This is a genomic window from Micromonospora sp. CPCC 206061 (assembly GCF_036906915.1).
GTDB lineage: Bacteria > Actinomycetota > Actinomycetes > Mycobacteriales > Micromonosporaceae > Phytohabitans.
This window is the reverse complement of sequence record NZ_JBAKHX010000069.1, coordinates 19040-43820: the sequence shown is the minus strand read 5'-3', so window position 1 is coordinate 43820 and position 24781 is coordinate 19040. Positions and strand designations below refer to the sequence as shown.

The window sequence follows — 24781 nt, the reverse complement described above, 5'->3', positions numbered from 1 at the left end:
TATCGACCAAACCCGATCAAAACCGGTGGACCGGCACGCCGCCATTATTCAGCGGTCTCCTAGCCGGCGGGGTCGGCGATGATGCCGATGTGGGCGTGCTGGGCCCGGTAGGAGAAGGCGAGTGCACTGCCTGTGCGACTGGAACGCGTCGTGCATGGTGTGACCTTTCCCGTTCGCTGTCCGTCATAGGTACGACGAGTTGGGACAGGCTGAGGCAGCGCCCACCAGCTACCAGAACCTGAAGAACCCCCTCGAAAGCGAGGGTTCGCCGCGGTAGACGGCTTCCAGCGCCAACGACCGTCTGAACCACACCGGCGAACCATCCGCCCAGCTGACGGCTGTGCCCCGCGCCGTCAGCTACGTCAGGCGACGTACGTGTGGCTACGCGGGTCGAGGGACGACCGACCGCCGAGGCTCGTCGATCGTGGACGCATGTCGAAACGATGGCTTGTGCTTGTTGCGATTCTGGCCGCGGCGGTGACCGGCGCCGGTCTCCCGGCAACGACGGCGGCCGCTGAGGACAGTGGCTCGGCGGCTCGGGTGCGCACCACCGGGGGTTGGGTGGAGGGCGAGCTGACGCAGGAGCATCGCCGGTACCTCGGTATCCCCTACGCCGCCGCGCCGGTCGGTGGGCTACGTTGGCGGGCACCGCAGGCCGCGAGCGCCTGGGACGGTGTACGCGACGCGACCCGGCCAGGGCCGCCGTGTCCACAACTCGCCGGGTCGGCGGAGCCCGCCGGCAGCGAGGACTGCCTCTACGTGAACGTGACGACGCCGCGTGCCGCGACGGGGAAGCTGCCCGTGCTCGTCTTCGTATACGGCGGCGGGCTGATCAACGGGTCCGGCGCTGCCAACGACCCGAAGCGGATCGTCGACCAGGGTGCGATCGTGGTCACGTTCAACTACCGGCTTGGCGCGCTGGGGTTCCTGCGCCATCCCGCGCTGCGTGACCCGTATGCGGGGAACTTCGGGCTCGGCGACCAACAGGCGGCGCTGCGCTGGGTGCGGCAGAACATCGCGGCGTTCGGCGGCGACGACCGAAACGTGACGTTGTGGGGCCAGTCAGCGGGCGGGTACAGCGTGTGCGCCCAGCTGGCCGCGCCGGCAGCGCGCGGCCTGTTCGACAAGGCGATCGTGCAGAGCGCGCCGTGCGGGAATCCGATGATGACCGAGCGGACGGCGGACCGGCGTGGGCTCGACCTCGCGGCCGACCTGGGCTGCACCGATCAGGCGACAGCCGAGCAGTGCCTGCGTGACAAGCCGATCCGCGAGCTGGTACGGCCGTCCGACCGCGACGGGCTCTTCGCCGGCGAGTTGCGCCGGCACCGGGCGGACGTCTGGTGGTTCCCCGTCGCGGGAACGCCGGCGCTGCCCCTTCAGCCGCTGACCGCGATGCGGCTAGGGATCGCCGCGAACGTTCCGCTGATCCACGGTGGCACCAAAGACGAGATGCGTGTCCGCGTGGCGCAGCAGTACGACTTCCAGGAGAAACCGGTGACCGAGGCCGAGTACCCGACGATCGTGACGAACCTGTTCGGGTCGAAGGCTGCGCAGCGAGTCCTCGCCGTCTACCCCACGGCCGACTTCATCAGCCCAACGGTGGCGCTGGCGACCCTGTACAGCGACTACGGCGGCGCGACCGGCACGTGCACGCAACTGCCGGCCATCGAAGCGGCGGCGCGGCGCGCGCCCGTGTACGCCTACGAGTACGCCCAGCCGTCAGGTGACATCGGCGGCTTCCCGCTCGGTGCCCCCCACGGCGCCGACCTCAGGTACTTCCTGGACACCGAACGCCAGGGCGGCCCACCGCCCACGCCGTTCACGCCGGAGGAGCAGACCTTCGCGAAGCGGCTGATCGGTTATTGGACGAGCTTCGCCAGGACCGGCGATCCAGGTCCGCAGTGGCCGGCGTACCGCCGTGGCACATCGGAGGCACTGTCGCTCTCCATCGCGCGGACCGCACCCGTGGACCTGGCCACCACCCACCATTGTGACCTTTGGCAGACGGTGGACTGACCACGGATGGGCCGTCCGGTGAACGAGGGAGACCGCCAGGCCATTCGAAAGTGGCCCGGCGGTCTCGTCGCGGAAGGTCACACATTCGCGGGCTGTTCCGCGGGTGCTGGGGTCTGGCCGGTCTTGGTCGGGGCGTGGCCGTCGCGGCACCGGTACGCGGACGGGCGGTACGGCCGGACGGTTCACACCCCCATCTTCGCCCGTTCGGGGCGTCCTGCCGACCGGATGCCTCCGCGAACGGCTACGGGACCGGCCGCGCGCTGACGGCTCCAGGGCCGGCCGGATGCGGCGCTACGTTCGCCTGGCTGGCGCCGGGCCAGCACGGATTCGGTGGTGCGGCGCCGCTAGCGGAGGTCTCGGAAGAAGTCGCGGATGTCAGCAGTCAGCGTTTCGGGTTCTTCGAGCGCGGCGAAGTGGCCGCCGCGCTCGACGTCGGTCCAGCGGGTGATGGTGTTCTCGGTTTCGGCGTAGCGGCGGATGCCGACGTCGTGTGCGAAGACGATGGCGGCCGTGGGCACGCCGGAGTTGGGTTTGGGGGCACCCCAGGCGGATTCCTGGGCGTAGCCGACGTACGCGGCTGTTCCAGCGGTGCCGGTGAGCCAGTAGATCATGGCGTTGGTGAGCAGCCAGTCCCGACTGATGATCTCTTCTGGCAGTGTTTCGCGTGGGTGGGTCCACTCCCGGAATTTGTCCATGAGCCAGGCGAGTTGGCCGACCGGTGAGTCGGTCAGCCCGTACGCCAGTGTCTGGGGGCGGGTGGACTGGATGGCGATGTAGCCGAATTCCTCGTTCATGAACGCCTCGATCCGGGCGATCCGGTCGCGTTCCAGGTCCGACAGGCTGACCAGATCCTCGTCGCCGAGCGGCAGCGGCGGCAGTGGGCCTGGCCCGCCGTTGACGTGGACGCCGGCGACCTGGTCAGGCGCGACTCGACCGAGTTGAGGGCTGATCGCGGCGCCGATATCGCCGCCGTGCGCGCCGTACCGCTCGTATCCGAGCCGGTGCATCAGTTCTGCCCAGGCGCGGGCGATCCGGTCGGTGTCCCAGCCCGCGTCGGTGGTTGGGCCGGAGAACCCGAAGCCCGGAAGCGACGGGATGACCAGATGGAAGGCCTCGGCCGGGTCGTCGGGCTGGGTCAGGGGGCCGATCAGGTCGAGGAATTCGGCGATCGAGCCGGGCCAGCCGTGGGTGAGCACCAGCGGGAACGCGTCTGGGTGCGGGGAGCGAACGTGCAGGAAATGGATCTGCTGCCCGTCGATGACGGTGGTGAACTGCGGGAAGGCGTTCAGGCGCGCCTCGGCAGCTCGCCAGTCGTAACTCGTACGCCAGTAGTCGACCAGGTCGCGCAGCCACCCGGTCGGTACGCCGGTCGACCAGTCTTCGCCAGGCAGAGCGGCCGGCCAGCGGGTGGCGTCGAGGCGGCGGTGCAGGTCGTCGAGGCGGTCCTGCGGGACGTCGATCCGAAACGGGGTGATCTCTTGACTCATGAACACGAGCCTAGAAGGAGCCTAGGACAGATTCCGCCCTAGGTTGATGGCAAACTTTCACACATGGCGGAACCCTCGGCCCGGCTGCTGCGTCTGCTCGCCCTACTGCAAACCCCGCGCGAATGGGCCGGGGGCGAACTCGCGCAGCGCCTCGACGTCGACGTGCGCACCGTGCGCCGCGACATCCAGAAGCTGCGCGACCTCGGATATCCGGTGCACGCCACCGCTGGCGCGGCCGGCTACCGGCTCGGCGCCGGCACCAAGCTGCCACCGCTGCTACTGGACGACGAGGAGGCGACCGCCGTCGCCGTCGGACTGCGCACCGCCGCCAGCGGCTCGGTCACCGGCATCGAGGAGACGTCGCTGCGCGCGCTGGCCAAGCTGGAACAGGTCCTCCCGTCCCGGATCAGGCAGCGGGTCGCACTGCTGCACTCGGTCACCATCGCCGTACCCGCGGCCGGCCCCACCGTCGACCCAGATGTGCTCACCTCAGTTGCGGCGGCCTGCCGCGAACACCACCGCCTTCGCTTCGACTACGAGCGGCACGACGGCGCGGGCTCACTGCGCGACACCGAACCGCACCGGCTCGTCCACACTGGACGACGCTGGTACCTGATCGGCTGGGACACCGACCGGCGTGACTGGCGCACGTACCGGGTCGACCGCATGCGTCCCCGCATCCCGACTGGCCCTCGGTTCACGCCCCGACCGGCGCCCGACGCCGACCTCGCCAGCTATCTCACCCGCGGCGTCTCCACCGCGCCGTACCGGCACCAGGCCACGGTCACCCTGTACGTCCCGGCTCACGTTGCCGTCGAACGGATCCCCCCTACCGTCGGCGTCATCGAGGCCATCGACGACAACACGTGCCTGCTGCACACCGGATCCAATTCCTTGGACGAGATCGCCATCCATGTCGCACTGTTCGGTTTCCGCTTCCGGGTACACGAGCCACCCGAACTGATCGCCCACATCCGCGACCTCACCGCCCGACTAACCGACGCCATCGCGTAGGTGTGCGACAGGCTGCACACCGGGCGGCGCGCGTACGACAGCTGGTCGCGGCCTACGATTCGGCGGTGGGTTCCTCGGTGACTGTTCGCTCGGCCCGGGTCGAGGACGTTGCGCAGATGGCGCGTGTAAATGTGCGGTGCTGGCAGGAGACGTATCGAGGGCTGATGTCGGATGCGGTTCTCGATGATCCGGGCTTCCTGGCTGCTCGGGAGCGGTTCTGGACCGCCGCTTTGACCGACGAGCGGTATCGCGAGAACCGGGCGGCTGTCGCCGAGCGGGATGGCGAGTTGATCGGGATCGCCATGTCGGGCCCGCCCCTGGACGCTGCGGCGGCGTGGACGAGGCAACTGTATGTGCTCTATGTGTATGCGGCCGACCACGGCACTGGTGCTGGGCGAGCGTTGTTGGAGGCTGTCATCGACCCCACGGAGTCGGCGGCGCTGTGGGTCGCCGATCCCAACCCTCGCGCGCAGGCGTTCTACCGCAAGCACGGCTTCGTGGCCGACGGAACGGCCCAGGTCGAGGACGGTGTGCGGGAGATCCGCATGGTCCGCGACCTGTGAAATACGGACCTGCACCGACCTCGAACAAGGGCCCTGAACGGTTACCAACCGCCCGGCGGGCGTCTCACATGCTGCACATCCAGTACGGCGACGACAACGTTGAGCTATACGATCCGAGCGCCAGCATTCAAAGGTTTCAATTTTGGGAGGCGTGATGACCCGAGCGCAAGCCTGGCGGCCGATAGCACATCTAGGTGTCGTTCTTGCTCTTGCCGCTGCCAGTGCGGTGGTCGCGTCGCCAGCATCGGCCGCGCCGGGCAAGACCGGGGCACAGTCGATACAGCGAGAACTGGTACCTGGAGGGGCCGCCGCCTCCAGCGCGCCGATCATCACTTCCTTGCAATGTTCCCAGTACTCGGGCTGGTACGGCTGTTTGCTGAGCTACTCCTCGTCGGGCGCCACGCAGATCCGATGGGACGGCCAGTACGGTCCGCTGCCCGCGTTCGACGACCAGACCTCAATGTCCAACACGTGCGTCTTCGGCACCGAGTCCTGGGCAGGAGTGGCTGTGACCAACGCGTACGGCACCGCGTACGCCTCCTGGAGTTCGCCCTGCTGGTAGCCCTCCGCACCATCCGGATCACTAGGCTCGGGAGCTGCCCGGCGGCGCCACGCCCGCCCTGCGTGCGTCGCCTCTCGCCCACACCTGACGCCTGGTGAGTATCTGTACGGATGCTGCGCGTCCAGCCCTGGACGAGGATCATTGACATGTATCGGATCGCTCCGGCCGCTTGGGCCGTTGTCGCCGCCGTGCTTGCCGGATGCGCTGGGCAGGCCGGCGCGGACACGCCGGTAGACGGCGGCGACTGGCCCACCTACCAGGCCGACGTCACTGGGGTACGGAGCGGTGACGATCCGCGTTCGCTGCTGCTCGACGTGGCGGTGCTGGCCGGCGCCGACGGGTGTTCGCGCGACCCACGCATTGGCTACCTCACCGAGGAGAACAACCTCATCTATGCCAGCGTCGTGCAGGACTCGCGGCTCGCCGCCACAGTCGGCGGCTGCCCCACGCACGCCACCGCGGTGGTCAAGCTGACCTCGCCAGAGCCGATCAACGGGCGGCGTGTGGTGCTCAACGAGGAAATCTGGAAGCCCGCAGGCGCATCGTATGAGCGTTGCGACAAGACCTTCGGCTGCGACCCGATGCCAGCCAACCATTGCGACCCGGCCTGGATCCACGTGGCGGTCGACGGCCTCGATGTGTCCCGACATTCCACAGGGCACGTCGAGGGGTGTGACGGTTCTTGGCTGGTAATGACCGTTCCGGACGACCCGGCGCCGTGCGGCGTCGAGGCCCGGTCCGGCTGCGTACCCGCGGTGAGCGTGCGCCGGTACTTCATGCGATGGGTCGAGCGCAACGGCTGGAGCACGATCGCCACGTCGACGCGGTCCGGCTGCGGCACGATCGCGACGGCCGAACCGCAATTCCCCCGTGAGCTCTGCGCCCGCCTCCCCGGCCCATCCTGAGCCTCTGAGCACGACCTGGACCGCTCGCCACCGCGGGGAGGCAGCGGCGCAGATGATCGCGCGAATGTGGCGAGGATGGACTTCGACTGCGGCAGCCGACGACTACCGGCACCATTACGAAACCGATGTCGCCGAGCACCTACAGCACGTACCGGGTTTCTGTGGCGCGCGGCTCCTGCGCCACAACGCCGGCGACGAGGTGATGTTCACTTCGATCACGTACTTCACGAGCGTTGACGACATACGCGCCTTCGCCGGCGAAGATCACGAGAGGGCCGTGGTGGCGGAGGCGGCACGCCGCGCTTTGACACGCTGGGACGAACGCGTCAGTCACCACGAGGTCGCCGTCGACCTTCCATGGCCGGTAGCCCCGATCGATCGTCTCGCCCCATCCTGACGCAACTATCGATGGGCCCGCTGCCGAGCCATTGTGCGACGATCGGCGGGTGGTTGGTGAGCCAGGTGTGCGTGCACCACGGCGCGTCGATGCCGTCGTGGTCGGTGGGCTGGCGCTGGCCACGGCCGGCTTGTGGTACGAGGACTACCGTGCCGTCGAGGTGGAGGCGGTCGCTGCTCTGGCGCTGCGCCTGGCCACGGTCCTGCCACTGATCTGGCTACGGACCCGACCGTGGCCGGTGCTACTGGCCGTGGCCGGCGCCCAGGTCGGCTGCGGTGTGGTCGAAAGAGGCGACACGATCAGCCAAGGACCGCTGTTCGTCGCGGTCGCGGTCTACGGCGTCGCCTGCTACACCTCCGCCCCGCGGAGCCTGCGCGCCCTGCCAGTCGGCGCGATCGCTGTCGTGGCCTCGCTCCTTCTGTCCGATCTGGACGGTGGCGGTTCTGGGCCACCGGATCCGGTTGTCGTACTGGTGCTTCCGGCGGTCGTGTTGTGTGTCGTCGGCGTAGCCTGGCTGTTGGGTAGCGGGCGCCGCCGTATCGTGAGCGACGCGCGGCAGCTACGCCGGCTCGCCGCTCAGCTGCGTACCGAGCGGGAAATCAGCGAACGCCGGGCGGTCCGCGCCGAACGGGCCCGTATCGCCGCCGACCTGCATGACATCGTGGCTCACCACGTCAGCGCGATAGCGGTACAGGCGAACGCCACCGCCGAGCTGCTCGCCGACGGCGACGAAAGCCCCGACGGAAGCCACGCCCGGGTCGGCAGGATCGCGGTGACCGCCGACGCGGCATTGGTGGAGATGCGGCGCATGCTCGGTCTCCTGGCCGACCCGTGGGATCGGTCGGCCGCACCGGATGAGCCTTCGCTGGCCCACCTCGACCGACTCGGCCGCGTCGCCGAGGCGGCCGGCTGCCAGCTGAGGGTCAACGTCGAACCAGCCGTGACGGCGGCACCCGGCTCGTTGCAGATCTGCGCCTACCGCATCGTCCAGGAAGCGCTGACCAACGTGGTCAAACACGCCGGCGGGACCACGGTGGACGTGGATCTGCGGTGCGAGGCCGGCGGCCTGGTGGTGACCGTCGAGAACGGCCCACCCGCCCCGCGGCATCGGCTGGTCGGCGGGTCCGGGATGGGAATCGTCGGGATGCGCGAGCGAGTCGCCGTGTTCGGCGGCAGCCTGCGGACCGGACGACGGGATGACGGGGGCTGGCGGGTCGCCGCCACACTACCGATCGGGACGGACAATGGATCCAGGCTCGACTGACCAGCACAAGCCACGCGCGTCGGGTCGGCCGACGGTCCGCGTTGTCGTGGCAGACGACCAGGAGATGGTCCGATCCGGGCTGCGTCTCATGATCGACCGCCGGCCCGGTATGCGGGTGGTCGCCGAGGCCGCCGACGGCGAGGCCGCCGTTGCCGCCGCTCAGGACCAACACCCGGACGTGGTCCTCATGGACGTACGAATGCCCGGCGTGGATGGCGTCGAGGCGACCCGCCGCATCCTCCGCCAATGGACCTCTCACCTGCCAAAGCCCCGAGTCATCATCCTGACCACGTTCGACCTCGACGAGTACGTCTACGCCGCTCTACGCGCCGGCGCCAGCGGCTTCCTGCTCAAGAACTGCACACCCGGGCAGCTCATCGACGCCATCAGCGTGGTCGCCGCGGGCGAGGCGATGCTTGCCCCCAGCGTCACGCAGCGGCTGGTCCACGCGTTCGCCCGCATCGCACCGGCGCCGACGCCCGCGACCGCGCCCGACCAGGCTGGGCTCGACACCCTGACCGCTCGTGAGCTGGACGTGCTCAGGCTGGTCGCCACCGGGCTGTCCAACGCCCAAATCGCCGACCGCCTTGGTGTGACCGAAGCCAACGTGAAGAGCCGAGTCAACCGCATCCTCACCCGGCTCGGTCTGGACAACCGGGTCCAAGCGGCCATCGTCGCCTACTCCCATGGCCTGCTGCCACTGCCGTAACCGGCATCCCGATCGGCGTGGCCGCCCTCCCCCGGCACTCTCACTGCCTCTCCGGGCGGCACGTGACATCCGCGGCCGGTAGGACACCGGTGTGTAGGTAGGTCTTGACGTGGCGCTCGACGCAGGCGTTCGGCACTCCGCCGAACACACCGTGGGTGCGGACGCCGGCGAGGGTGACAAGCCGAGAGCCAGTCAGGCGCTCGTGCAGGGCCAGAGCGTCCGCGTACGGGGTCCATACATCGCCGGTGGCGTGCACGATCAAGGCCGGGGAGTCATTGCGTACCACCGTCGGTCTCTCCAGCGGCCGGGAACGCCAGAATGCGCACGGTGAGATGTTGCGTGCCAGCGGCCCGAAGAAGGGTTGACCGCCTCGGACCTGTTCGATGTTGCGCCAGTACCACAGAGGATCGCGGGGAAACTCACCGTCGCCGCACGTGATGGACAAGGCGGCACCGTCGTCGGATCCATCCTTGCCGTAGAGCGCCGCGAGGTTCGCCAGCAGATGCGGGTCGGCGGCCGGCCGACCGCGGGCGGCGGCGCGCAACTGTCCGACGACCTCAGCCAGCGGCTCGTCGCTGCCCGCATCAGCCAAGTAGAACGTGATCAGCAGCGGAATCACCTGTTCGTCCACCGTGTACTCGCCCACCCGGATGGGCACGCGGGCGGCTCGCTCCAGAAGGCCGCGCACGGTGGCCCGGACCCGTACGCCCGTCGTGCCGAAGCCGAACCGCTTATGGTGCCTCGCTGCCCATGCGGCCCACTCGTCGAAAGCTGACTCCGTGGCGGAGCCGGTGGACCAGTCGGCGTGTACCGGGTATCCGTCGGGATCGACCGCGCTGTCCAGCACGATCCGGTCAGCGCGCTCCGGAAACATCTGTGTGTACACCGCGCCGAGGTACGTGCCATAGGAGACGCCCACATAGGACAGTCGCGGTTCGCCGAGCACCGCCCGGATGACGTCCATGTCCCGGGCGGTGTTCCGCGTCGACGCGTACGGGATGTAATGGGCGGCTGCCCGCCAGCACCGCCGGGCGACGTCGCGGGCGTACTCAACGCTCTCTGCGTAGTCCCGCCAGCTCAGACCGGCCGCGCGGACGTACTCGCCGATCCCGCCACAGCTGATCGGTGTGCTCAGGCCGACGAAGCGTGGATCGAACCCGATCAGATCGTACTGGTCGGCTACCTCCCCGAGCACCGGCCGCAGCTCCGCCGGGTAGCTCAAGCCAGGGCCGCCCGGCCCGCCTGGATTGAACAGCAGAATCCCACGCCGCCGTGCCGTGTCGCGAGCCTCGATTCGGGAGACGGCGATCGTGATCGTCGCTCCGTGCGGCACGCTGTAGTCGAGGGGGACGGATATCTCCGCGCACCGCGCGCCGGCTGCCCGCAGGTCCTCAGCGGGACAGTCGGTCCACATCACCGGCCGAGACGCGAAACGCGCGACGTCACCAGAAGCGAACGGGATTCCGACCGCGGCAGGCAAGGCGAGCAAGGCGACCAGGATTGTGACGGCGGCCAAGATTCGCCGGCCGATCCGGACTTCGTTGGAGAAGACGCTTGACTGCATGACATCGACGCTAGGAGCGATCGAACCGATCCGAATCGGCCTGCGCGACGACCCGGCGCGCAACTTCCGTTGCGGCCTCGGGCGGGCACACGACCGGCCCACACTACGGCGGCGTCAGGCCGATGTCACATCTGGCTGGCCAGCTCTTTGGCGCCTTCGACTGCGATGTCGATGGCTCGGGTCGCGAGCGGCGATTGGGTGCGTCCGGCCGGCCAGTAGAGGTACCACGTCGAGGCGGGCGATGGTCGCAGTTGGTGGATGCTGAGCCGGTCGTCGGTCCAGGCATCGGATCCGTAGAGGGCGACCCACGGCAGCACCGCCGAGCCTATGCCTGCCCGCACCATTGACACGATGGTTTCATGGCCGGCGGTTCGGAACACGATCCGTGGCCGCGCGCCGTTGCTGGCGAGCGCCCGCTCCAACCATTTTTGGTGATGGTTGGGAGGCCAGGCGACCATCGGTGCATCGTCGAGCAGCTTTACCCGTACTGGACCATCGGGGAACGCGTCGACGCCAGCCACCAGGACATACTGCTCGTCGAACAGCTTGACGTGCTCGACGTCGCCTTCGATCCAGCCGTAGTGGAACAACAGGTCGAGATCTCCGATCTGCGGATCCTGCGGTTCGATCTCGGACAGCCTGATGTCGCATCCGGGGTGCTCGTCTAGCAACCGGCGTACGACGGTCGGCAGGATCAGCCTGGTCGCGCCCGGGAAGGTGCCGATGTCGATCCGGCCGCTACCCGCCCTGAAGCGATCGACGGCGTCGCCCAGCGCTTCCGCCTTCGTGAGCAGATCGCGCCCATGGGCCAAGACCACCTCGCCTAGGGGCGTGATCCGTACCGGTCTAGGACCTCCGGGTCGGTCGAAGACGGCGCCACCGACGGCCTTCTCCAGCGCGGCGATCTGCTGGCTCACCGACGATTGGGTGTAGCCGAGCCGACCCGCCGCTCGCCCGAACGTTCCTTCCTCGGCGATGGCAGCCATGGTCCTCAGGTGGCGCAGCTCGACGTCAGCCATGCGTCACATAATAGCAATCAGCGATCATCTTGGTCGAAAGCAATCGTTTTTATTGATGTGCCGGCGAAGATCCTTCGTCGATGACCTCGAACTTCAGGCCGCGTTCTCGGAAGCGATGGCACCGTCCAGACGGGACCGCACCGCCCGGCGCCGTGTCCTCAGTGCAGGAGGAACTGCCGTACGGCCTGGTCGCCGGCGGCATTGCGGCCCTGTATCGAGTGACCCATGCCAGGGATGATCACTAATTTGCCACGCGGCATCCGGGCCGCTCGCTCCACCGCCCACTCCAGCGGCGTGGACAGATCCCGGTCCCCGTTGATCAGCAGCACCGGCATGGTCAGCCGGTCGTGCGGCGGCTGTGGGTTCACGCGCGCCGGCGGCCAGTGCCGGCAGCCCTGAACGACGCCGTTGCCGACGGCTGTCCGTGGCTCGAACGGCCACACCTGCTTGGCGGACAGATTCTGCTCCGCCGCGGCGAGGGCGGCGTCTCGTCGCCACAGCGGCGCCATCGAGTTCCCCCACGGCGCGCGGACGAGGTCAGCGCAGAGCGTCGCCACATGCAGTCCCGCACTGTACTGGGCGGGCGACGTTTCCTCCCCGCCCTGTATCGCCGCGATGGCCTGGTTGAGCGGCTCCGGTTCCCCTTGGGCGGCCAGGCGCAGGAGTGTCAGCACGGGAAAGTACCCCTCGCCGGTCAGCTTGGGATCGATGATGCTTGCGATCACGATCAGGTCGAAGACGCCGACGCCGTTGTCGTATCGACGCACGACGTCGGCGAGCGCCGCCGCCGGGTCGAATCCACAGTTCTGTTCCCGGCATGCCTGGCGCAGCATCCATCCGGTGCGATGCAGGCCGGCGACGTACAGCGGGTCGATGTCCAGCGGGACCACCGAGTCGAGCACCATCCGGCTTACCCGCCCGGGGAATGTCAGTCCGTAGTGTTGGGCTACGAACGTGCCATACGACACCCCGTCGAGCGTCCACCGCGAGACGTTGAGTGCCTGGCGCAGATCCTCAAGATCGGCGACGGTGTCGGCGGTCGTGTAATGGTGCCGGTTCCCTCCGAGCTGGCGCGCGCACTCGCGTACGGCCTCGGGTGAGGGTGGGGTGATGTCGGACGAGCCCACCTCAGCCTGCAGGCGCTCGCAGTCGATCGCACCCTCGCCGGTGCCCCGCTGGTCGATCATGACCATTCGGTAGTCGTTCAACAGATAGGAAACGCGCTGGCTGATCCGCGGGAGGAGGCCGACGCCTGGCTGCCCCGGACCGCCGCTGAGCATCAGCAGCGTGCCGCGCGGTGCGGCCGCGTTGTCCGCCACCGCGACCGGCAGCCGCAGCGTTCCCGGCGTGCGTCCGGTGCGGTCCCGCGGAACGGTGAGGTATGAACAGGTGAAGCTTGCGACGCCGGCACAGGGACGCGAGTCGGTGAGCTGCGGTCCGGAGCCGGCTGGCGTCGCCGTCACCGACCCCGCGGTCGCCTCGGCGAAGGCCATCTCGGCCGATGCGGGCTGCGAGGCCGGGCCGAGCATGGCGCAGACAACGCCGATCAAGACGATTCCGGCCCAGTGTCTTGCGCGAGGTGCTCGCATCTGACGCTCCTCCTGATCGACGAATTCGCAAGTCATGCTGCACCCGCCCGACCACGGCCGCGTTGAACATTGATGCGCGATTCAGCCCGGCGCGGCCAACATGCGCCGCACCTCACTGGGCAGGTGGCCGAGTTGCCGCCGCACCACCCGGGTCAGGTGCGCCTGGTCGGCAAAACCGTGCCGGGCGGCGAGCGTGCGCAGGTTACCCGCCCCGTCCTGCAGGTCAGAGAGCACCGCGCGGACCCGCAGGCGGTTGCGGTATGCGGTCAGGGTTTCGCCGGTGACCTGCCGGAACACCCGGCTCAGGTGATGTGGGGAGGTGCTCACCAGCGCAGCGAGCTCATCCAGCCCGACGGTGTACTGACCGGCCGCCAGCGCCTCACGGGCACGGTCAGCCAGCCGCCGGTGCGCCACCAAGGTCTCCCGACGGCGCGGCGTCCACGCGCCGTACACACCCACCGCACGGGACCCAGGTGCGGTCAGCAGCCGGTCAAGCAGACCATGCATCTGATCCACAACGGCGAACGCGTCCACACCTCGGCGAGACGCGGCGACCAGGGTCCGGTGCAACAGATCCAGATCGTCGTCCAGCGGCAGGCGGTGGACGGACAACCCCCACTCGCCCTCGCGCCCGGCCAGCACCTGCGAGGCGAACTCCACCGTGGTGAAAGTGTCACCGCAGCCCAACGGATGGGCCAACCGCAGCTCGTCCCCTGGGTGCGTGAACACCGCCGCGCCACAGTCCACAAACGACTCCTGACCGTTGACCCGGACAAGAAAAGCGCCGGAACGGATCAGCGTCAGCCGGTGCACGGACTCGTACGACGGCGGGGTGAAGCCCGTCCTGTCAAGACCGCACCGCCCCTCGAACACGTCCAGACCAGCGGCGTGCACCAGGCACCGTCCCGAGCCCGGTAGGCCGGCATACCTGGCAGAACACTTCTCACACAGCCCACCCGCGGCGCCCCTCGTCCCCATACTTCCCAGACGCCTGTCGTGCGCTTTCGAGTTGGCGCGGACGCGGACTTGCCGTGACGAAGGCTCAGGGTTCCTGGGTCAGCAGGGCGCGATAGCGCCAGCCTGGTCACTCGCGGTCGACGTAGGCGGCGGTCACGCGAGCAGATCGATGATCAGGGCGTCAGAGTTCATGGCGCGCTGATAGAGCCACCAGGTCAGCGCGAGGTCTTGCCAGGGCAGCCCAACGGGCGCGTAGACGCTGACCGCCTTGACACTGTGGGCTTGAAGGTCACCTCGAAGGACGTCACCCAGTGTCCCGGCGGCGGCGCTGGCGTCGAGGCGGGCGTTGCCGAGCGCGCCCGAGGTGACCGCCAGGTCGACATCGTCGACCACCACGCGTGCCGCCCTCAGCAGGTCGGCAGACAATTCCATCTTGCCCGGTTCGTCCGCGCCGAGCGTTGTGAGATGTTGTCCGAGTCGCACGTCACTGGCGTACAGCAATGGTTGACGGGACCAGGTAGCGAGCAGGACGACATCGGCCTCGGCCGCGACGGCGGCGGCATCCGCCACGACCCTTGTGGTGAACTCGGCCGCGCGTGTCGGGTCGATGTCACAGGCGACGATACGGCGCCATGAACGCAGCCGGCGCAGACCTGCCAATGCCCTGCTGGCCTGCGCGCCGGTCCCGACGAAGCCGAGTACGTCGGCGCCCGCATCGGCGAGCACGTGCGTCCCTAGCGCGGCGGACAGGCCGGTTCGCCACGACGTGACGGAGGCCGAGTCGGCCAGCGCCAGCAACTCACCGGACTGGATATCGTGCAGGCACACCACGCCGCGTAACGCTGGCGTGGCGTTTGGAAACTTGGCATTCACCTTCACGGTGTACGCCGGAATGCCAGGCAGCAGGCCCGGCATCAGACAGGTTGCGGCACCCGGACCGGGAAGGTCCGTACGAATCCGTAGTGGAGGCTCCTCCGGCGCCACGACGCGGAACCCCTCACGAAGGATCTCAAGCACCTGACCCACATCGATGAGGCTGTCCACACGCGAGCGGGGCAGGAGAACAGTCACCGGCCCAGTCTTTCAAGTTCGAGGAGACGGTGGTGTGACGAGGCCGGCTTCTGGACTACCCAAGGTCGTGATCTGCGAACGGTCATCCGGCGTATTGAGGCTCGCTGAGCCGGCGACGGAACTCGGCGTGGGCGGACTGGAATACGCCGTTGAGGCGCTCGATCTCGGCCTCGGTCGGCTCCCGCCGCAGCTCGACGTTGACCTGGAAGTCGTCGTCCGCGATCCTCACGTCGAGGCGTGCGAGCAGGTCTGCGGGCAGCCTGGTGATGACGAACTCCCGGAACGCGTCGGCGATCGTGTCCTGCAGGTCGCCGCACCCGCAGGTGCGGCCGTCAATGACCGCGCCGAGGTGGCTGCGGCCGACGATCGCGTCCGGGTGCACAGGGTCCAGGACTGCCAGGCCCTCCTCCAGGACCGTGCGAGCCTCCGGCAGTCGCCCCTCGTGCTGGAGGAACAGGCCGAGGGCGACGCCCGCCCGACCCACAGTCTCGTAATCAGCGCCGCGGCGCGCCTGGGCCACCGCCTCGGCCAGCCGCTGCTCCGCCGGGCCCGTCTGGCCGGCCTCCTGCAGGGCCAATCCCCAGTTACGCAGCACCTGACTTTGCAGCTCCGGACGACCGATGCGCTCCGCCCTGGCGTACGCCGACGCGTAGGTGAGCAGCGCCGCCTCGGCATCATCGGCCTCGCTCTGTGCCATCGCCAGGCCAAGCGACGCCATCAGCGCCTGCTCGGCGCGGCCCTGGCGGTCGTACGATGCCAGCACACGCTCGATCGCCTCGATCCGCCCGGACTGATCGCCAAGGTCCCGGCCGAGGTTCGCCAGGACGGACAGCGCGTTGAGCGTCGCTTGGTGGTCGAGGCCAAGCCGCGCCTCCAGGGCGGCAACCAGGGCGGTGAGCAGGTGCTTGGACGCTGGATCACTGTGATCGAGCCGTTGGATCACAGAGCCCGCGACCTGCTCGACGACCTCGTCGGGCAGCTGGCGCAGGTCCAGGAACAGCGGCTCGGCAGTGCCGCCGGCCTGCACGATCGCCGCTCGCAGCGCCAGCGCGGCGGCGACCCGCTCGTGCCCGTTGCGCCACAGGTTGTCCACCGCCTCGTCGACGACGTGCCGGGCCTGCCGCACATCGCCGCGCTGCAACAGCAGGTCCGCCAACGGTTCGAGACCAAACGCGTACCCGGCGTGCTCGCGGCCGTAGAAGGCGAGCCGCTCCTGGGCGCCCTGGCGCAGCTCCGCCTCGGCCTCGTCGAGTCGCCCGGCCATCCGCAGCGCCATGCCGAGGTTGAGCCGGTAGGTCAACCGGTCCTTGCGGGACTCGTAGTCCTGCGCCGGTGCGGAGGCGGCGTGGCGGTAGCACTCGATCGCGCGGTCGAGCTGGTCGCCATTGAGCAGCACGTTGCCGAGGTCGCATTGCGCCGAGGCCCAGGCCGAGCTGCCGCGACCATGCTTCGCCGTGACGGTCTGCAACTCGTGTGTCATGAGGTTCTCGGCATCGACCAAACGGCCCTCCCGCAACAGCGCGAAGGCCACCTCGATCGGCGTGGGGGATGTAGTCACGAACCGGGAGTCTACGAGCACGGTCTCTGACGATTCCAAAGCAGCTCTCGCCAGGCGCTCGACAAGACGAGCCGACCGTGGCCATGATCAAGCTTATGCGGTTGGAGCTGGCTACAACGGCCCCGGCAAGGACATGGTTGTCTTCGACCGAGCCATCTGACGTTCCTCGTCCCCCGCCGGCACCCAGGCTGCACCAGGGTGCTTTCGGCGTATGAAGGAGGTGAGAGGGCGCCGGGTACGGTACGGAGGCTCAGCGAGGGTGACGGCGGATGGTGCGACATGTCGATCTGGATGCGGCCGGCACTCTGGTGGCGGGTGGGCATCGTGTTGGCCGCGTGCTTCGGCCTGTCTTTCAACTCCAGTTCACTGGTCTACTTCACCATCCAGAGCAACCTGATCGTGATGGGCTACTTCGGTGGGACCGTCTACTGGATGATCCGCCGTGGTGATCCCGCGCCAGCGGCTCCCCGCTTGCGCGGCGCGGTGACCCTATGGATCATGATCACCGGCCTGGTGGCGCACATCCTGCTCAACCACGGTGCGAACCCGTTGCCCGGCCTGATCGGGGGCGGAGATCTGTTCGCGAACTGGGCCACCTTCGCCCTGCACTACCTCGTGCCCGGCATGGTCCTGCTGGACTGGCTGATCTTTCCGCCGCACCGTGTGGTGCCCTACGCCGACCTGCCCCTGTGGCTGCTGTATCCGCTGGGATACGCCCTGTTGGCGCTGGGCCGGGCGGCGGTCTATCCACAGTTCGCCACCCCGTACCCGTACTACTTCCTGGACCCGACCGAGCGCGGCTATGCCTGGGTATTTGGCCAGTTCGGCATCCTGACCGCCGAATTCGTCGCGCTTGGGATGATGTTGCTCGGGCTTGACCGGCTCGCCGCCAGACTTGGCCAACGTGCCCGGCGCGGCGACTCGGCATCAGACGCGGCCGAGCCGCCGACGCCCGTCCAGCCCGCGCGAGCGACCTCTGAGCCTTGACGGACGCTGCGCGGCGCAACGGGGTGCACGACGTCAGGGCGCCAACGCGGCCCGGACGGACCTCCCCGTACAACGGCTACGCTCCGCGTTCGAATCCTGCGCTGTCGGGAACGGAGTCGCGTCAGCGCAGATCGCGGAAGAAGGCGCGGATGTCAGCCGTCAACGTCTCAGGCTCCTCGAGCGCGGCGAAGTGGCCGCCCCGATCCACGTCGACCCAGCGCACGATGGTGTTCTCTGCTTCGGCGTACCGGCGGATGCCGACGTCGTGGGCGAAGACGATCGCCGCCGTGGGCACCCCCGAGTTCGCCTTCGACTGGCCCCAGGCGAACTCCTGCGCGTAACCGACGTATCCCGCCGAGCCGGCCGTGCCGGTCAGCCAGTAGATCATGACGTTGGTGATCAGCCGATCCCGGTCGATGACCTTGTCGGGGAGCACGTCGCGCGGGTGGGTCCACTCCCGGAACTTGTCCATGATCCAAGCCAGCTGCCCGACCGGAGAGTCGGCCAGCCCGTACGCCAGGGTCTGCGGCCGGGTGGACTGGATCGCGATGTAACCAGACTCCTCCCGCATGAACGCCTCCACCCGTCGGACCCGGTCGCGCTCGACGTCGGACAGGCTGGCCAACTCCTCCTCGGACAGCGGCAGCGGCGGGAGCATGCCCGGGCCGCCGTTGACGTGAACGCCGGCGACCCGATCCGGCGCCACGCGGCCTAGCTGCGGGCTCACCACCGCCCCGATGTCGCCGCCCTGCGCGCCGTACCGCTCGTACCCGAGCCGGCGCATCAACTCCGCCCACGCACGGGCGATCCGCGCCGTGTCCCAACCGGCCTCCGCCGTTGGCCCGGAGAAACCGAACCCGGGCAGCGACGGTATGACCACATGGAAGGCGTCGGCAGGATCGTCGGGGTCGGTCAAGGGCCCGATCAGATCGAGGAACTCCACCACCGACCCCGGCCAGCCGTGCGTGAGCACCAGCGGGAAGGCGTCGGCGTGTGGCGACCGTACATGGAGAAAGTGGATACGCTGGCCGTCGATGATGGTGGTGAACTGCGGGTACTGGTTCAGCTGCGCCTCGGCAGCGCGCCAGTCGTAGCCGGTGCGCCAGTAGTGGACCAGATCACGCAGCCACGCGGTCGGTACGCCGGTCGACCAATCGTCGCCCGGGAGCGCGTCGGGCCAACGAGTATTGTCGAGCCGGCGACTCAGATCCTCGAGGTCCTCTTGCGGCACCGCGACGCGGAACGGGGTGATCTCGGAATTGCTCATGGCGTTCGCCTTTCGTGAACCAGCCAGCGGTCCGACGCTAGAGGGCCGCGCTTTCACGGCACTTTCGGATCGCTCACGTCCACGGGTGGTGGCGAAGTACGACAGCGTCGCGACACGTAGCCCCAGCCGCTGCTTGCCGAACCGGAGAATGGGCGCCGTCCGCCAGGTGGCTCCGTCATCGGCCGGTCACCTTCGTCGCCTATTACGCGGCTCGTTCGACCGCCTGCTCGCGGCCGCATCGTGGGTCAGGGGTTGAGTACCTGCCATTTCTGGTTGTCGCCGCCCCAACAGTTCCAGAGCTGCGCCTTGAGGGTGCTGGTGTTCACGTCCAGGCAGAGGCCCGACTGGGCGCCGCGTATGGTGCCGTCGGCGCCGATCGTCCACCGCTGGTTGGCGCCGCCGTTGCACGTGTAAGTGCCGGCCACGGTGCCGTTCGTGGTTCCCGCGTTGTATGCGTCGAGGCATTTCTGGCCCGCGAGGGCGGTGAGCTGTCCACCAGCCGTCGAGGTCCACCGCTGGGCGGCCGTGTTGGTGCAGGCGTACACCTGGACTTGGACGTTGGCCGTCGTGGCGCCCGGGATGTCCAGGCAGCGTCCGGTGCCGACGCTACGCAACAAGCTGGTCGAGCCTGGGCTGGTGCCCTCCCCCAAACCCCAGCCGTACCTGAGGCGGTCGAGACCGCTGGCGTTGGGTGTGCTCAGGGTGAGGTTGGTGCCAGTGCCGTGCAACTTCTGCATGGAGTACTAGTCGTCGCTCTGGCCGGCGGTGATCTTGCCACCCAGGCCCGGCCAGTAGATCGAGCCGATCCGCAGCTCCCGGAGCACCGTCGTGGTCGCGCGGAAGTAGCGCACGAAGTTGTCCGAGCTGGCGGCGTCGTGGTAGTTGAGTCCGGTGTCCATCGGCGCGCCGAACTCGTCCATGACCGTGCGCTCGGCGCAGGAGCCGATCGCGTCCCGCAGGTACGCCACCCACTGGTCGTAGTTCTTCGCGCCGCTGAAGAAGGTGTAGTGGTGAAGGGACAGGAACGTCCCGTCAAGGCGCCGGTCGGCGCACATCGACTTGATGTCGGTATTGAGGCCGGCACCGCTGACGAAAATGCGGTTCCGCGGGATCGACGGTCGGCTGCTGATCCACGTGCTGACCACGTTCGCCCAGTCGCTGGCGCTATGCCCGCCAGGCTCGTTCATCGGCTCGAAGTAGACCAGGCCGTTGGTGCCGTACCGGGCGAGCACGGTATTCCACATGTTGTTGAAGGCGGTCGTATTGACGATCCGGCCGCCGCTGGCGGCCACGCCGTCGTCCCAGTAGGAGAGGACGACCTTGAAACCCTTCGCTGTGGCCGCGTCGATGGCGCCGGTGTAGGCGTTCCACCAGTTCGTACCGACGGTGTAAGTGTTGATCGGGAGCCGGACGGTGTTGGCGCCCAGGTTGTTCTGAAAGCCGGTGTAGACCGCGTCGGCTTTGGCCAGGACCGTCGCGTAGCTGTCGGAGCTGTCCAATCCGTGCAGGACCAGGGGTCCGCGATGGAAGTTGTCGCCCAGCCGGCCCCAGTTGACACCGCGGAACTGGGTGGTGTCCGCGGCGGCCGGCGAGGCGCCTCCGAGCATGGCGACCGGCACCACGCCGAGAGCGGCCATAGCACAGACGAGTGCTCGGGCCAGGTAGCGTCCAGGGCGGGAGTGGGACATGATGAAAAGTCCTTTCGTGGTTCGCCCGTCCAAACCAGCTGGCGATGCACGGGGGCATGCTGAATCCGCTAAGGGCGCGCGCGCCGACGCGCCGATGCCGTAACCGGATCTGCTGGCTGGATGCCATTCCGGCAGGCCGCTACTGCCGAGCCGGGCAACAAGCTAGGAACAAGTGGGAGCCGATGGCTGCCGCGCCGTCGGATTCACATCGACAACCCTGATGGTCTGCGACGAGAGTAAGGGAATTCGGCCCTGCGTGTCCATACTTCTATCCGAAGCGGCCGCGCTTTCGCTCAAAGCCGCAATGGCAATCGACGGCCCGAGCGGCGCATTGTCTTGTGGATTTGTGTTATGTCACCTGGTGCGATTTGGTCGCGTTTCCTCTAACCCAACAGCGCCCGGCTGAATATGACGGCGACGGGGAGTGGCCCACATGGCCTGGACGCCGCGCGCCGACGCCAGTACCCCGCGGCGGCCGAAGACCTGTGGCTGCTTACGGCGGTCACCGCGGGAGCGGCAGGTCGACCCACGGCTCGGGCGGCCGCAGGGGCCGAAAGTTTCGGGCCCAAGGCCGAGGCTCCGATCTCTTGATCCGTCCGCAGTCCTCCGTAGCGCGCAGTCGTTGACGGGCAATACGGCACTGAGTATGGTCATACGTCACACGACTGGATCGGTATCGATAGTTTTCCGGAACCCGCTTGGCAGGGGTGAAGGCGATCTCGACGGGGCCAAGCCTCCGCCTGGCTCCACGTGGAGAAGTCATCACCGCCGCCACGCCGGTGACGGCCCGGCCTTGGATCGACATCCATTCGCCGCGATCGCTCCCGACCGCCGCACCGCCTGGAGGGCCGAGTGAAGCGCGTCATCACCCCCGCAGCCATCCTCGCCACAGCTGTGCTGTTGGTCGCCGGCTGTACGCCGGGATCGAACAGCGACTCCGGATCATCCGACTCGAAGACCTTCGAGTTCTGGTCATTCACCGGGATCAACCAGAAGGCCGCCGTCGACACCTACACCAAGGCGCATCCCGACGTGCGTGTCAAGCTCACCGAGGTGGGCAGCACCAGCGAGACGGCCCAGGCGCTCACCACCGCACTGGCCGGCGGCAAGGTGCCCGACCTCGTGCTGATCCAGGGTGACGACCTGCCGAAGTTCATGCAGTCACCGGAGAACTTCGTCGACCTGGCCACGCTGGGTGCCGACCAGAAGAAGGGCGACTACCTCGACTGGGTGATGAAACAGTCGATGACCGAGGACGGCAAGATCATTGGGATCCCGACGGATGTCGGCGGCATGGCGATGGTGTACCGCACGGACCTGTTCAAGGCCGCCGGTCTGCCCACCGATCGGGAGCAGGTGTCCAAGCTGTGGCCTACCTGGGACGCGCTCCTGGATGTCGGCAGAAGGTACGTCCAGGCGACCGGCAAGCCATTCCTGGACAACGTCCCGACGAGCGTCTTCTTCCAGGCGGTCAACCAGGGGTCGGAGCGCTACTACGGCCCGGACCGCAAGCTGTCGTACGACAAGAACCCACAGGTCAAAGCCGCGTTCGACCTGGCGCTGAAGGTCCACGCGGCGGGTATCACCGCCAAGCAGGCCTCGTGGTCGACCGGCTGGACCGCGGGCATGGGAAAGGGTGACTTCGCGGCCGTGTCCGCGCCGTCGTGGATGCTCCACGCGATCAAGACCAACGCCCCCGGTACGGCCGGCAAGTGGGACGTCGCCACGATCCCCGGTGGCTCGGGAAACTGGGGCGGCAGCTACCTCGCCATCCCCAAGCGCGCGAAGAACGCGAAGGCAGCCTGGGACTACATCGCCGAGATGCAGTCTCCGGCCGGCCAGCTCGCGCACTTCCTGCAGCAGGGGTCGTTGCCGACGACGCCGTCGGTCTACTCGGACCCGCAGCTCCTCGCGAAGACCGACCCGTTCTTCTCCAACGCGCCGATCGGCAAGATCTACACCGACTCCGTGGTGGGTATCAAGCCGTTCTACATCGGTCCGGATGACCCCACCATCGGCATCGAGCTGCTCAACGCCCTCACCAGTGTCGAACAGGGCAAGGTCGCACCGGACCAGGCGTGGAGCACCGCGCTGACCAACGTCAAGAACGCCCTACGTGGCTGAACGGACGACTGACGCGCGGCGGCTGGGCTGGCCCGGCCGCCGCGCGGCGAGAAGGTGACCGCTGTGACCACCGTGTTGAGACCGGCCACGGCCGCTAAGGCCACCGGGCAGCCAACCCGGCAACGCCGCATTCAGCTGGGCGTGCGCGAGCGACTGGCGCCCTACGCGTACATCGCGCCGTTCTTCCTGCTCTTCTTCATCTTTGGCCTCTTCCCGCTGCTGTTCACGTTCTACGTCGCGCTGTTCGACTGGGACCCCATCGGTGAGCGCCACTACGTGGGTCTGGCCAACTTTTCCGAGCTCGTCGATGACCCGCGGTTCTGGGGCGCGCTACGCAACACGTTCAGCATCTGGCTGCTGTCGACGGTGCCGCAGTTGCTGCTCGCGCTCGGCATGGCGCACGTGCTCAACCACGTACGGCTGCGGGCGGCCACATTGTTCCGGATGTCGGTGCTCGTCCCCTACGTCACCTCCGTGGCGGCGACGACCATCGTCTTCGCCCAGCTCTTCGACCGCGACTACGGCATGCTCAACTGGTTCATCGGGTTGCTCGGTTTCGAGCACATCGACTTCACGGCGTCGGTGTGGGGCAGCCACATCATGATCGCCACGATGGTCGCCTGGCGGTGGACGGGATACAACACCTTGCTGTATCTCGCCTCGCTTCAATCAGTGCCCCGCGATCTGTACGAGGCCGCCGCCGTGGACGGCGCCAACGGCTGGAAGCAGTTTCGCCACATCACCATCCCCGCCCTGCGGCCGATCATCGTGTTCACCGTCATCACGTCGACGATCGGCGGACTGCAGATCTTCACCGAGCCGCTGCTGGCCAATCCCGTGGGCGGACTGACGTGCGGGGCGGCACGGCAGTGCCAGACCCTCACCCTCTTCCTGTACGAGCAGGGCTTCGGCCGCTTCAGCTTCGGCTACGGCGCAGCCGTCGGCGTCGCGCTCTTCGTCATCGTCGTGATCGTCGCCGCGATCAACTACCTGCTGGTCACCCGCATCCGCTCGGAGCGCCCATGAACCCCACACCTTCGACCACCGGGCGGGCGACCCGCGGCCGGCGCAGCGTCAACCGGCTCCCGTTCTGGGTGTACGCGCTGCTCGGCGTCATGGTGTTTGTCAGCGTCTTCCCGCTCTACTGGATGTTCGTGGTGTCCACGACGGACTCGGCCACCGCGTTCAGCCTCCCACCGCGCGTCGTGCCCGGCGGCAACTTCCTGCGCCTGGCCGGCCTGGTCTTCGACATCGTGCCGTTCGTGCAGGCGCTCCTCAACAGCCTCATCATCGCCACCGTGATCGGCGTAGGCCAGGCGGGGCTGTGCGCGTTGGCCGGCTTCGCCTTCGCCAAGCTGTCCTTCCCAGGCCGCAACACGCTGTTCCTCATCGTCGTGCTGACCATGACCGTACCGGCGCAGCTGGCCGTCATCCCGCAGTACCTGATCATGTCGAAGCTGGGTTGGGTGGACACGCTTCAGGCGGTGATCGTCCCCGGGCTGGTGACTGCCTTCGGCATCTTCTGGATGCGTCAGCACATCAGCAGCACCATCGACGACGAGCTGATGCACGCCGCCCGCGTGGACGGCGCGACCACCTGGCAGATCTTCTGGCGTATCGCCTTTCCCCTGGTCCGTCCGGCGGCACTCGTCCTGGGACTGTTCGGGTTCGTCAACGCCTGGAACGACTTCCTGTGGCCGTTCATCGTGCTGAAGTCCCCGGAACGGTACACGGTCCAGATCGCCATCAAGGCGCTGCAGAACAGCCGGGACATCGATCTGGGCCTGGCTATGTCCGGTTCGTTCCTGGCCACGCTGCCGCTGCTCGTGTTGTTCGTCTTCGTCGGGCGGCGCCTGGTGCAGGGAATCATGGAAGGTGCGTTCAAGGGTTGACGAACTCCCCGGGTTCCCCAACGCACCCCACAGTCGACATAGACTAGCATCATTGTATGACGTGTGACGTCAGGTGTCAGCAGTATTCGCCGGCCTGGGCAACCGACACGGCTTCTGGTCCCCGACATTCGTCTGCTCCAACCGGTCC

The 24781-nt window shown here is 68.0% G+C and carries 22 protein-coding genes; 12 read left to right on the top strand and 10 right to left on the bottom strand.

All coding sequences use genetic code 11. The annotated features are described in order from the left end of the window. The first annotated feature begins 450 nt into the window (after nucleotides 1–450). Nucleotides 451–2016 carry a carboxylesterase/lipase family protein gene (locus V6V89_RS31975; protein WP_334623273.1) on the top strand — a complete coding sequence of 522 codons (1566 nt, stop codon included), beginning with the start codon at nucleotides 451–453 and terminating at the stop codon, nucleotides 2014–2016. A 344-nt stretch (nucleotides 2017–2360) separates the two neighbouring features. Here V6V89_RS31975 and V6V89_RS31970 read toward each other — a convergent pair whose 3' ends face one another. Further along, on the bottom strand, nucleotides 2361–3503 hold the full coding sequence (locus V6V89_RS31970; RefSeq protein ID WP_334623272.1) for an epoxide hydrolase family protein: 1143 nt from the start codon (nucleotides 3501–3503) through the stop codon (nucleotides 2361–2363). Nucleotides 3504–3566: 63 nt separating this feature from the next. Here V6V89_RS31970 and V6V89_RS31965 point away from each other — a divergent pair, with 63 nt between their 5' ends. The 7 genes from V6V89_RS31965 (at nucleotide 3567) to V6V89_RS31935 (ending at nucleotide 8917) form a co-directional block, all read left to right on the top strand. Then, complete coding sequence (locus V6V89_RS31965; protein WP_334623271.1) at nucleotides 3567–4517, top strand: helix-turn-helix transcriptional regulator; 951 nt, start codon at nucleotides 3567–3569, stop codon at nucleotides 4515–4517. Between the two features lie 65 nt (nucleotides 4518–4582). After that, nucleotides 4583–5080 (top strand): GNAT family N-acetyltransferase, encoded by a 498-nt coding sequence (locus V6V89_RS31960; protein ID WP_334623270.1) that lies wholly within the window; start codon nucleotides 4583–4585, stop codon nucleotides 5078–5080. Between the two features lie 337 nt (nucleotides 5081–5417). Further along, on the top strand, nucleotides 5418–5642 hold the full coding sequence (locus V6V89_RS31955) for a hypothetical protein (RefSeq protein WP_334623269.1): 225 nt from the start codon (nucleotides 5418–5420) through the stop codon (nucleotides 5640–5642). 146 nt (nucleotides 5643–5788) lie between these two features. Continuing rightward, nucleotides 5789–6547: a hypothetical protein gene (locus tag V6V89_RS31950; protein ID WP_334623268.1), complete on the top strand. Its 759-nt coding sequence runs from the start codon at nucleotides 5789–5791 to the stop codon at nucleotides 6545–6547. A 52-nt stretch (nucleotides 6548–6599) separates the two neighbouring features. Then, nucleotides 6600–6944 (top strand): antibiotic biosynthesis monooxygenase family protein, encoded by a 345-nt coding sequence (locus V6V89_RS31945; protein WP_334623267.1) that lies wholly within the window; start codon nucleotides 6600–6602, stop codon nucleotides 6942–6944. A gap of 67 nt (nucleotides 6945–7011) precedes the next feature. Then, nucleotides 7012–8208, top strand: coding sequence for a sensor histidine kinase (locus tag V6V89_RS31940; protein ID WP_334623266.1), 1197 nt, complete (start codon nucleotides 7012–7014; stop codon nucleotides 8206–8208). After that, nucleotides 8189–8917: a response regulator transcription factor gene (locus V6V89_RS31935; RefSeq protein WP_334623265.1), complete on the top strand. Its 729-nt coding sequence runs from the start codon at nucleotides 8189–8191 to the stop codon at nucleotides 8915–8917. Before V6V89_RS31940 ends, V6V89_RS31935 begins: the two co-directional genes overlap by 20 nt. A gap of 40 nt (nucleotides 8918–8957) precedes the next feature. Here V6V89_RS31935 and V6V89_RS31930 read toward each other — a convergent pair whose 3' ends face one another. The 6 genes from V6V89_RS31930 to V6V89_RS31905 form a co-directional block, all read right to left on the bottom strand. Then, complete coding sequence (locus V6V89_RS31930) at nucleotides 8958–10481, bottom strand: alpha/beta fold hydrolase (protein ID WP_334623264.1); 1524 nt, start codon at nucleotides 10479–10481, stop codon at nucleotides 8958–8960. 125 nt (nucleotides 10482–10606) lie between these two features. Further along, on the bottom strand, nucleotides 10607–11500 hold the full coding sequence (locus tag V6V89_RS31925; protein ID WP_334623263.1) for a LysR family transcriptional regulator: 894 nt from the start codon (nucleotides 11498–11500) through the stop codon (nucleotides 10607–10609). A gap of 158 nt (nucleotides 11501–11658) precedes the next feature. Continuing rightward, nucleotides 11659–13089, bottom strand: coding sequence for an alpha/beta fold hydrolase (locus tag V6V89_RS31920; RefSeq protein WP_334623262.1), 1431 nt, complete (start codon nucleotides 13087–13089; stop codon nucleotides 11659–11661). Nucleotides 13090–13170: 81 nt separating this feature from the next. Continuing rightward, nucleotides 13171–13983 carry a helix-turn-helix transcriptional regulator gene (locus V6V89_RS31915; RefSeq protein WP_334623261.1) on the bottom strand — a complete coding sequence of 271 codons (813 nt, stop codon included), beginning with the start codon at nucleotides 13981–13983 and terminating at the stop codon, nucleotides 13171–13173. Nucleotides 13984–14199: 216 nt separating this feature from the next. Beyond that, complete coding sequence (locus V6V89_RS31910) at nucleotides 14200–15117, bottom strand: ornithine cyclodeaminase family protein (protein ID WP_334623260.1); 918 nt, start codon at nucleotides 15115–15117, stop codon at nucleotides 14200–14202. Between the two features lie 82 nt (nucleotides 15118–15199). Then, the gene (locus tag V6V89_RS31905) at nucleotides 15200–16675 is read right to left on the bottom strand and encodes a hypothetical protein (RefSeq protein WP_334623259.1); all 1476 of its coding nucleotides are present in this window, start codon (nucleotides 16673–16675) and stop codon (nucleotides 15200–15202) included. Between the two features lie 279 nt (nucleotides 16676–16954). Here V6V89_RS31905 and V6V89_RS31900 point away from each other — a divergent pair, with 279 nt between their 5' ends. After that, the gene (locus V6V89_RS31900; RefSeq protein ID WP_334623258.1) at nucleotides 16955–17662 is read left to right on the top strand and encodes a Pr6Pr family membrane protein; all 708 of its coding nucleotides are present in this window, start codon (nucleotides 16955–16957) and stop codon (nucleotides 17660–17662) included. 121 nt (nucleotides 17663–17783) lie between these two features. Here the strand turns inward: V6V89_RS31900 and V6V89_RS31895 are convergent, their stop codons facing one another. From V6V89_RS31895 to V6V89_RS31885, 3 genes are all read right to left on the bottom strand, one after another. Continuing rightward, a complete protein-coding gene (locus V6V89_RS31895) occupies nucleotides 17784–18929 on the bottom strand; it encodes an epoxide hydrolase family protein (protein ID WP_334623257.1) in 1146 nt (381 codons plus the stop codon). A gap of 245 nt (nucleotides 18930–19174) precedes the next feature. Next, the gene (locus V6V89_RS31890; RefSeq protein ID WP_334623256.1) at nucleotides 19175–19666 is read right to left on the bottom strand and encodes an RICIN domain-containing protein; all 492 of its coding nucleotides are present in this window, start codon (nucleotides 19664–19666) and stop codon (nucleotides 19175–19177) included. 6 nt (nucleotides 19667–19672) lie between these two features. After that, a complete protein-coding gene (locus V6V89_RS31885; protein WP_334623255.1) occupies nucleotides 19673–20617 on the bottom strand; it encodes a glycoside hydrolase family 5 protein in 945 nt (314 codons plus the stop codon). Between the two features lie 852 nt (nucleotides 20618–21469). Between V6V89_RS31885 and V6V89_RS31880 the strand changes: the two genes are divergently transcribed. From V6V89_RS31880 to V6V89_RS31870, 3 genes are read left to right on the top strand one after another with little or no spacing between them, the layout of a single operon-like run. Continuing rightward, complete coding sequence (locus tag V6V89_RS31880; RefSeq protein ID WP_334623254.1) at nucleotides 21470–22741, top strand: ABC transporter substrate-binding protein; 1272 nt, start codon at nucleotides 21470–21472, stop codon at nucleotides 22739–22741. Nucleotides 22742–22795: 54 nt separating this feature from the next. Continuing rightward, nucleotides 22796–23767: a carbohydrate ABC transporter permease gene (locus V6V89_RS31875; RefSeq protein WP_442935259.1), complete on the top strand. Its 972-nt coding sequence runs from the start codon at nucleotides 22796–22798 to the stop codon at nucleotides 23765–23767. Then, nucleotides 23764–24633 (top strand): carbohydrate ABC transporter permease, encoded by an 870-nt coding sequence (locus tag V6V89_RS31870; RefSeq protein ID WP_334623252.1) that lies wholly within the window; start codon nucleotides 23764–23766, stop codon nucleotides 24631–24633. The genes V6V89_RS31875 and V6V89_RS31870 overlap by 4 nt, the downstream gene beginning before the upstream one ends. Nucleotides 24634–24781: the final 148 nt, after the last annotated feature.

Coding starts and splice junctions, on each gene's coding strand:
- V6V89_RS31950 (WP_334623268.1), top strand. CDS start 5,789: ATGTATCGGATCGCTCCGGCCGCTTGGGCCGTTGTCGCCGCCGTGCTT.
- V6V89_RS31920 (WP_334623262.1), bottom strand. CDS start 13,089: ATGCGAGCACCTCGCGCAAGACACTGGGCCGGAATCGTCTTGATCGGC.
- V6V89_RS31935 (WP_334623265.1), top strand. CDS start 8,189: ATGGATCCAGGCTCGACTGACCAGCACAAGCCACGCGCGTCGGGTCGG.
- V6V89_RS31900 (WP_334623258.1), top strand. CDS start 16,955: ATGTCGATCTGGATGCGGCCGGCACTCTGGTGGCGGGTGGGCATCGTG.
- V6V89_RS31895 (WP_334623257.1), bottom strand. CDS start 18,929: ATGAGCAATTCCGAGATCACCCCGTTCCGCGTCGCGGTGCCGCAAGAG.
- V6V89_RS31970 (WP_334623272.1), bottom strand. CDS start 3,503: ATGAGTCAAGAGATCACCCCGTTTCGGATCGACGTCCCGCAGGACCGC.
- V6V89_RS31945 (WP_334623267.1), top strand. CDS start 6,600: ATGATCGCGCGAATGTGGCGAGGATGGACTTCGACTGCGGCAGCCGAC.
- V6V89_RS31965 (WP_334623271.1), top strand. CDS start 3,567: ATGGCGGAACCCTCGGCCCGGCTGCTGCGTCTGCTCGCCCTACTGCAA.
- V6V89_RS31925 (WP_334623263.1), bottom strand. CDS start 11,500: ATGGCTGACGTCGAGCTGCGCCACCTGAGGACCATGGCTGCCATCGCC.
- V6V89_RS31885 (WP_334623255.1), bottom strand. CDS start 20,617: ATGTCCCACTCCCGCCCTGGACGCTACCTGGCCCGAGCACTCGTCTGT.
- V6V89_RS31890 (WP_334623256.1), bottom strand. CDS start 19,666: ATGCAGAAGTTGCACGGCACTGGCACCAACCTCACCCTGAGCACACCC.
- V6V89_RS31870 (WP_334623252.1), top strand. CDS start 23,764: ATGAACCCCACACCTTCGACCACCGGGCGGGCGACCCGCGGCCGGCGC.
- V6V89_RS31930 (WP_334623264.1), bottom strand. CDS start 10,481: ATGCAGTCAAGCGTCTTCTCCAACGAAGTCCGGATCGGCCGGCGAATC.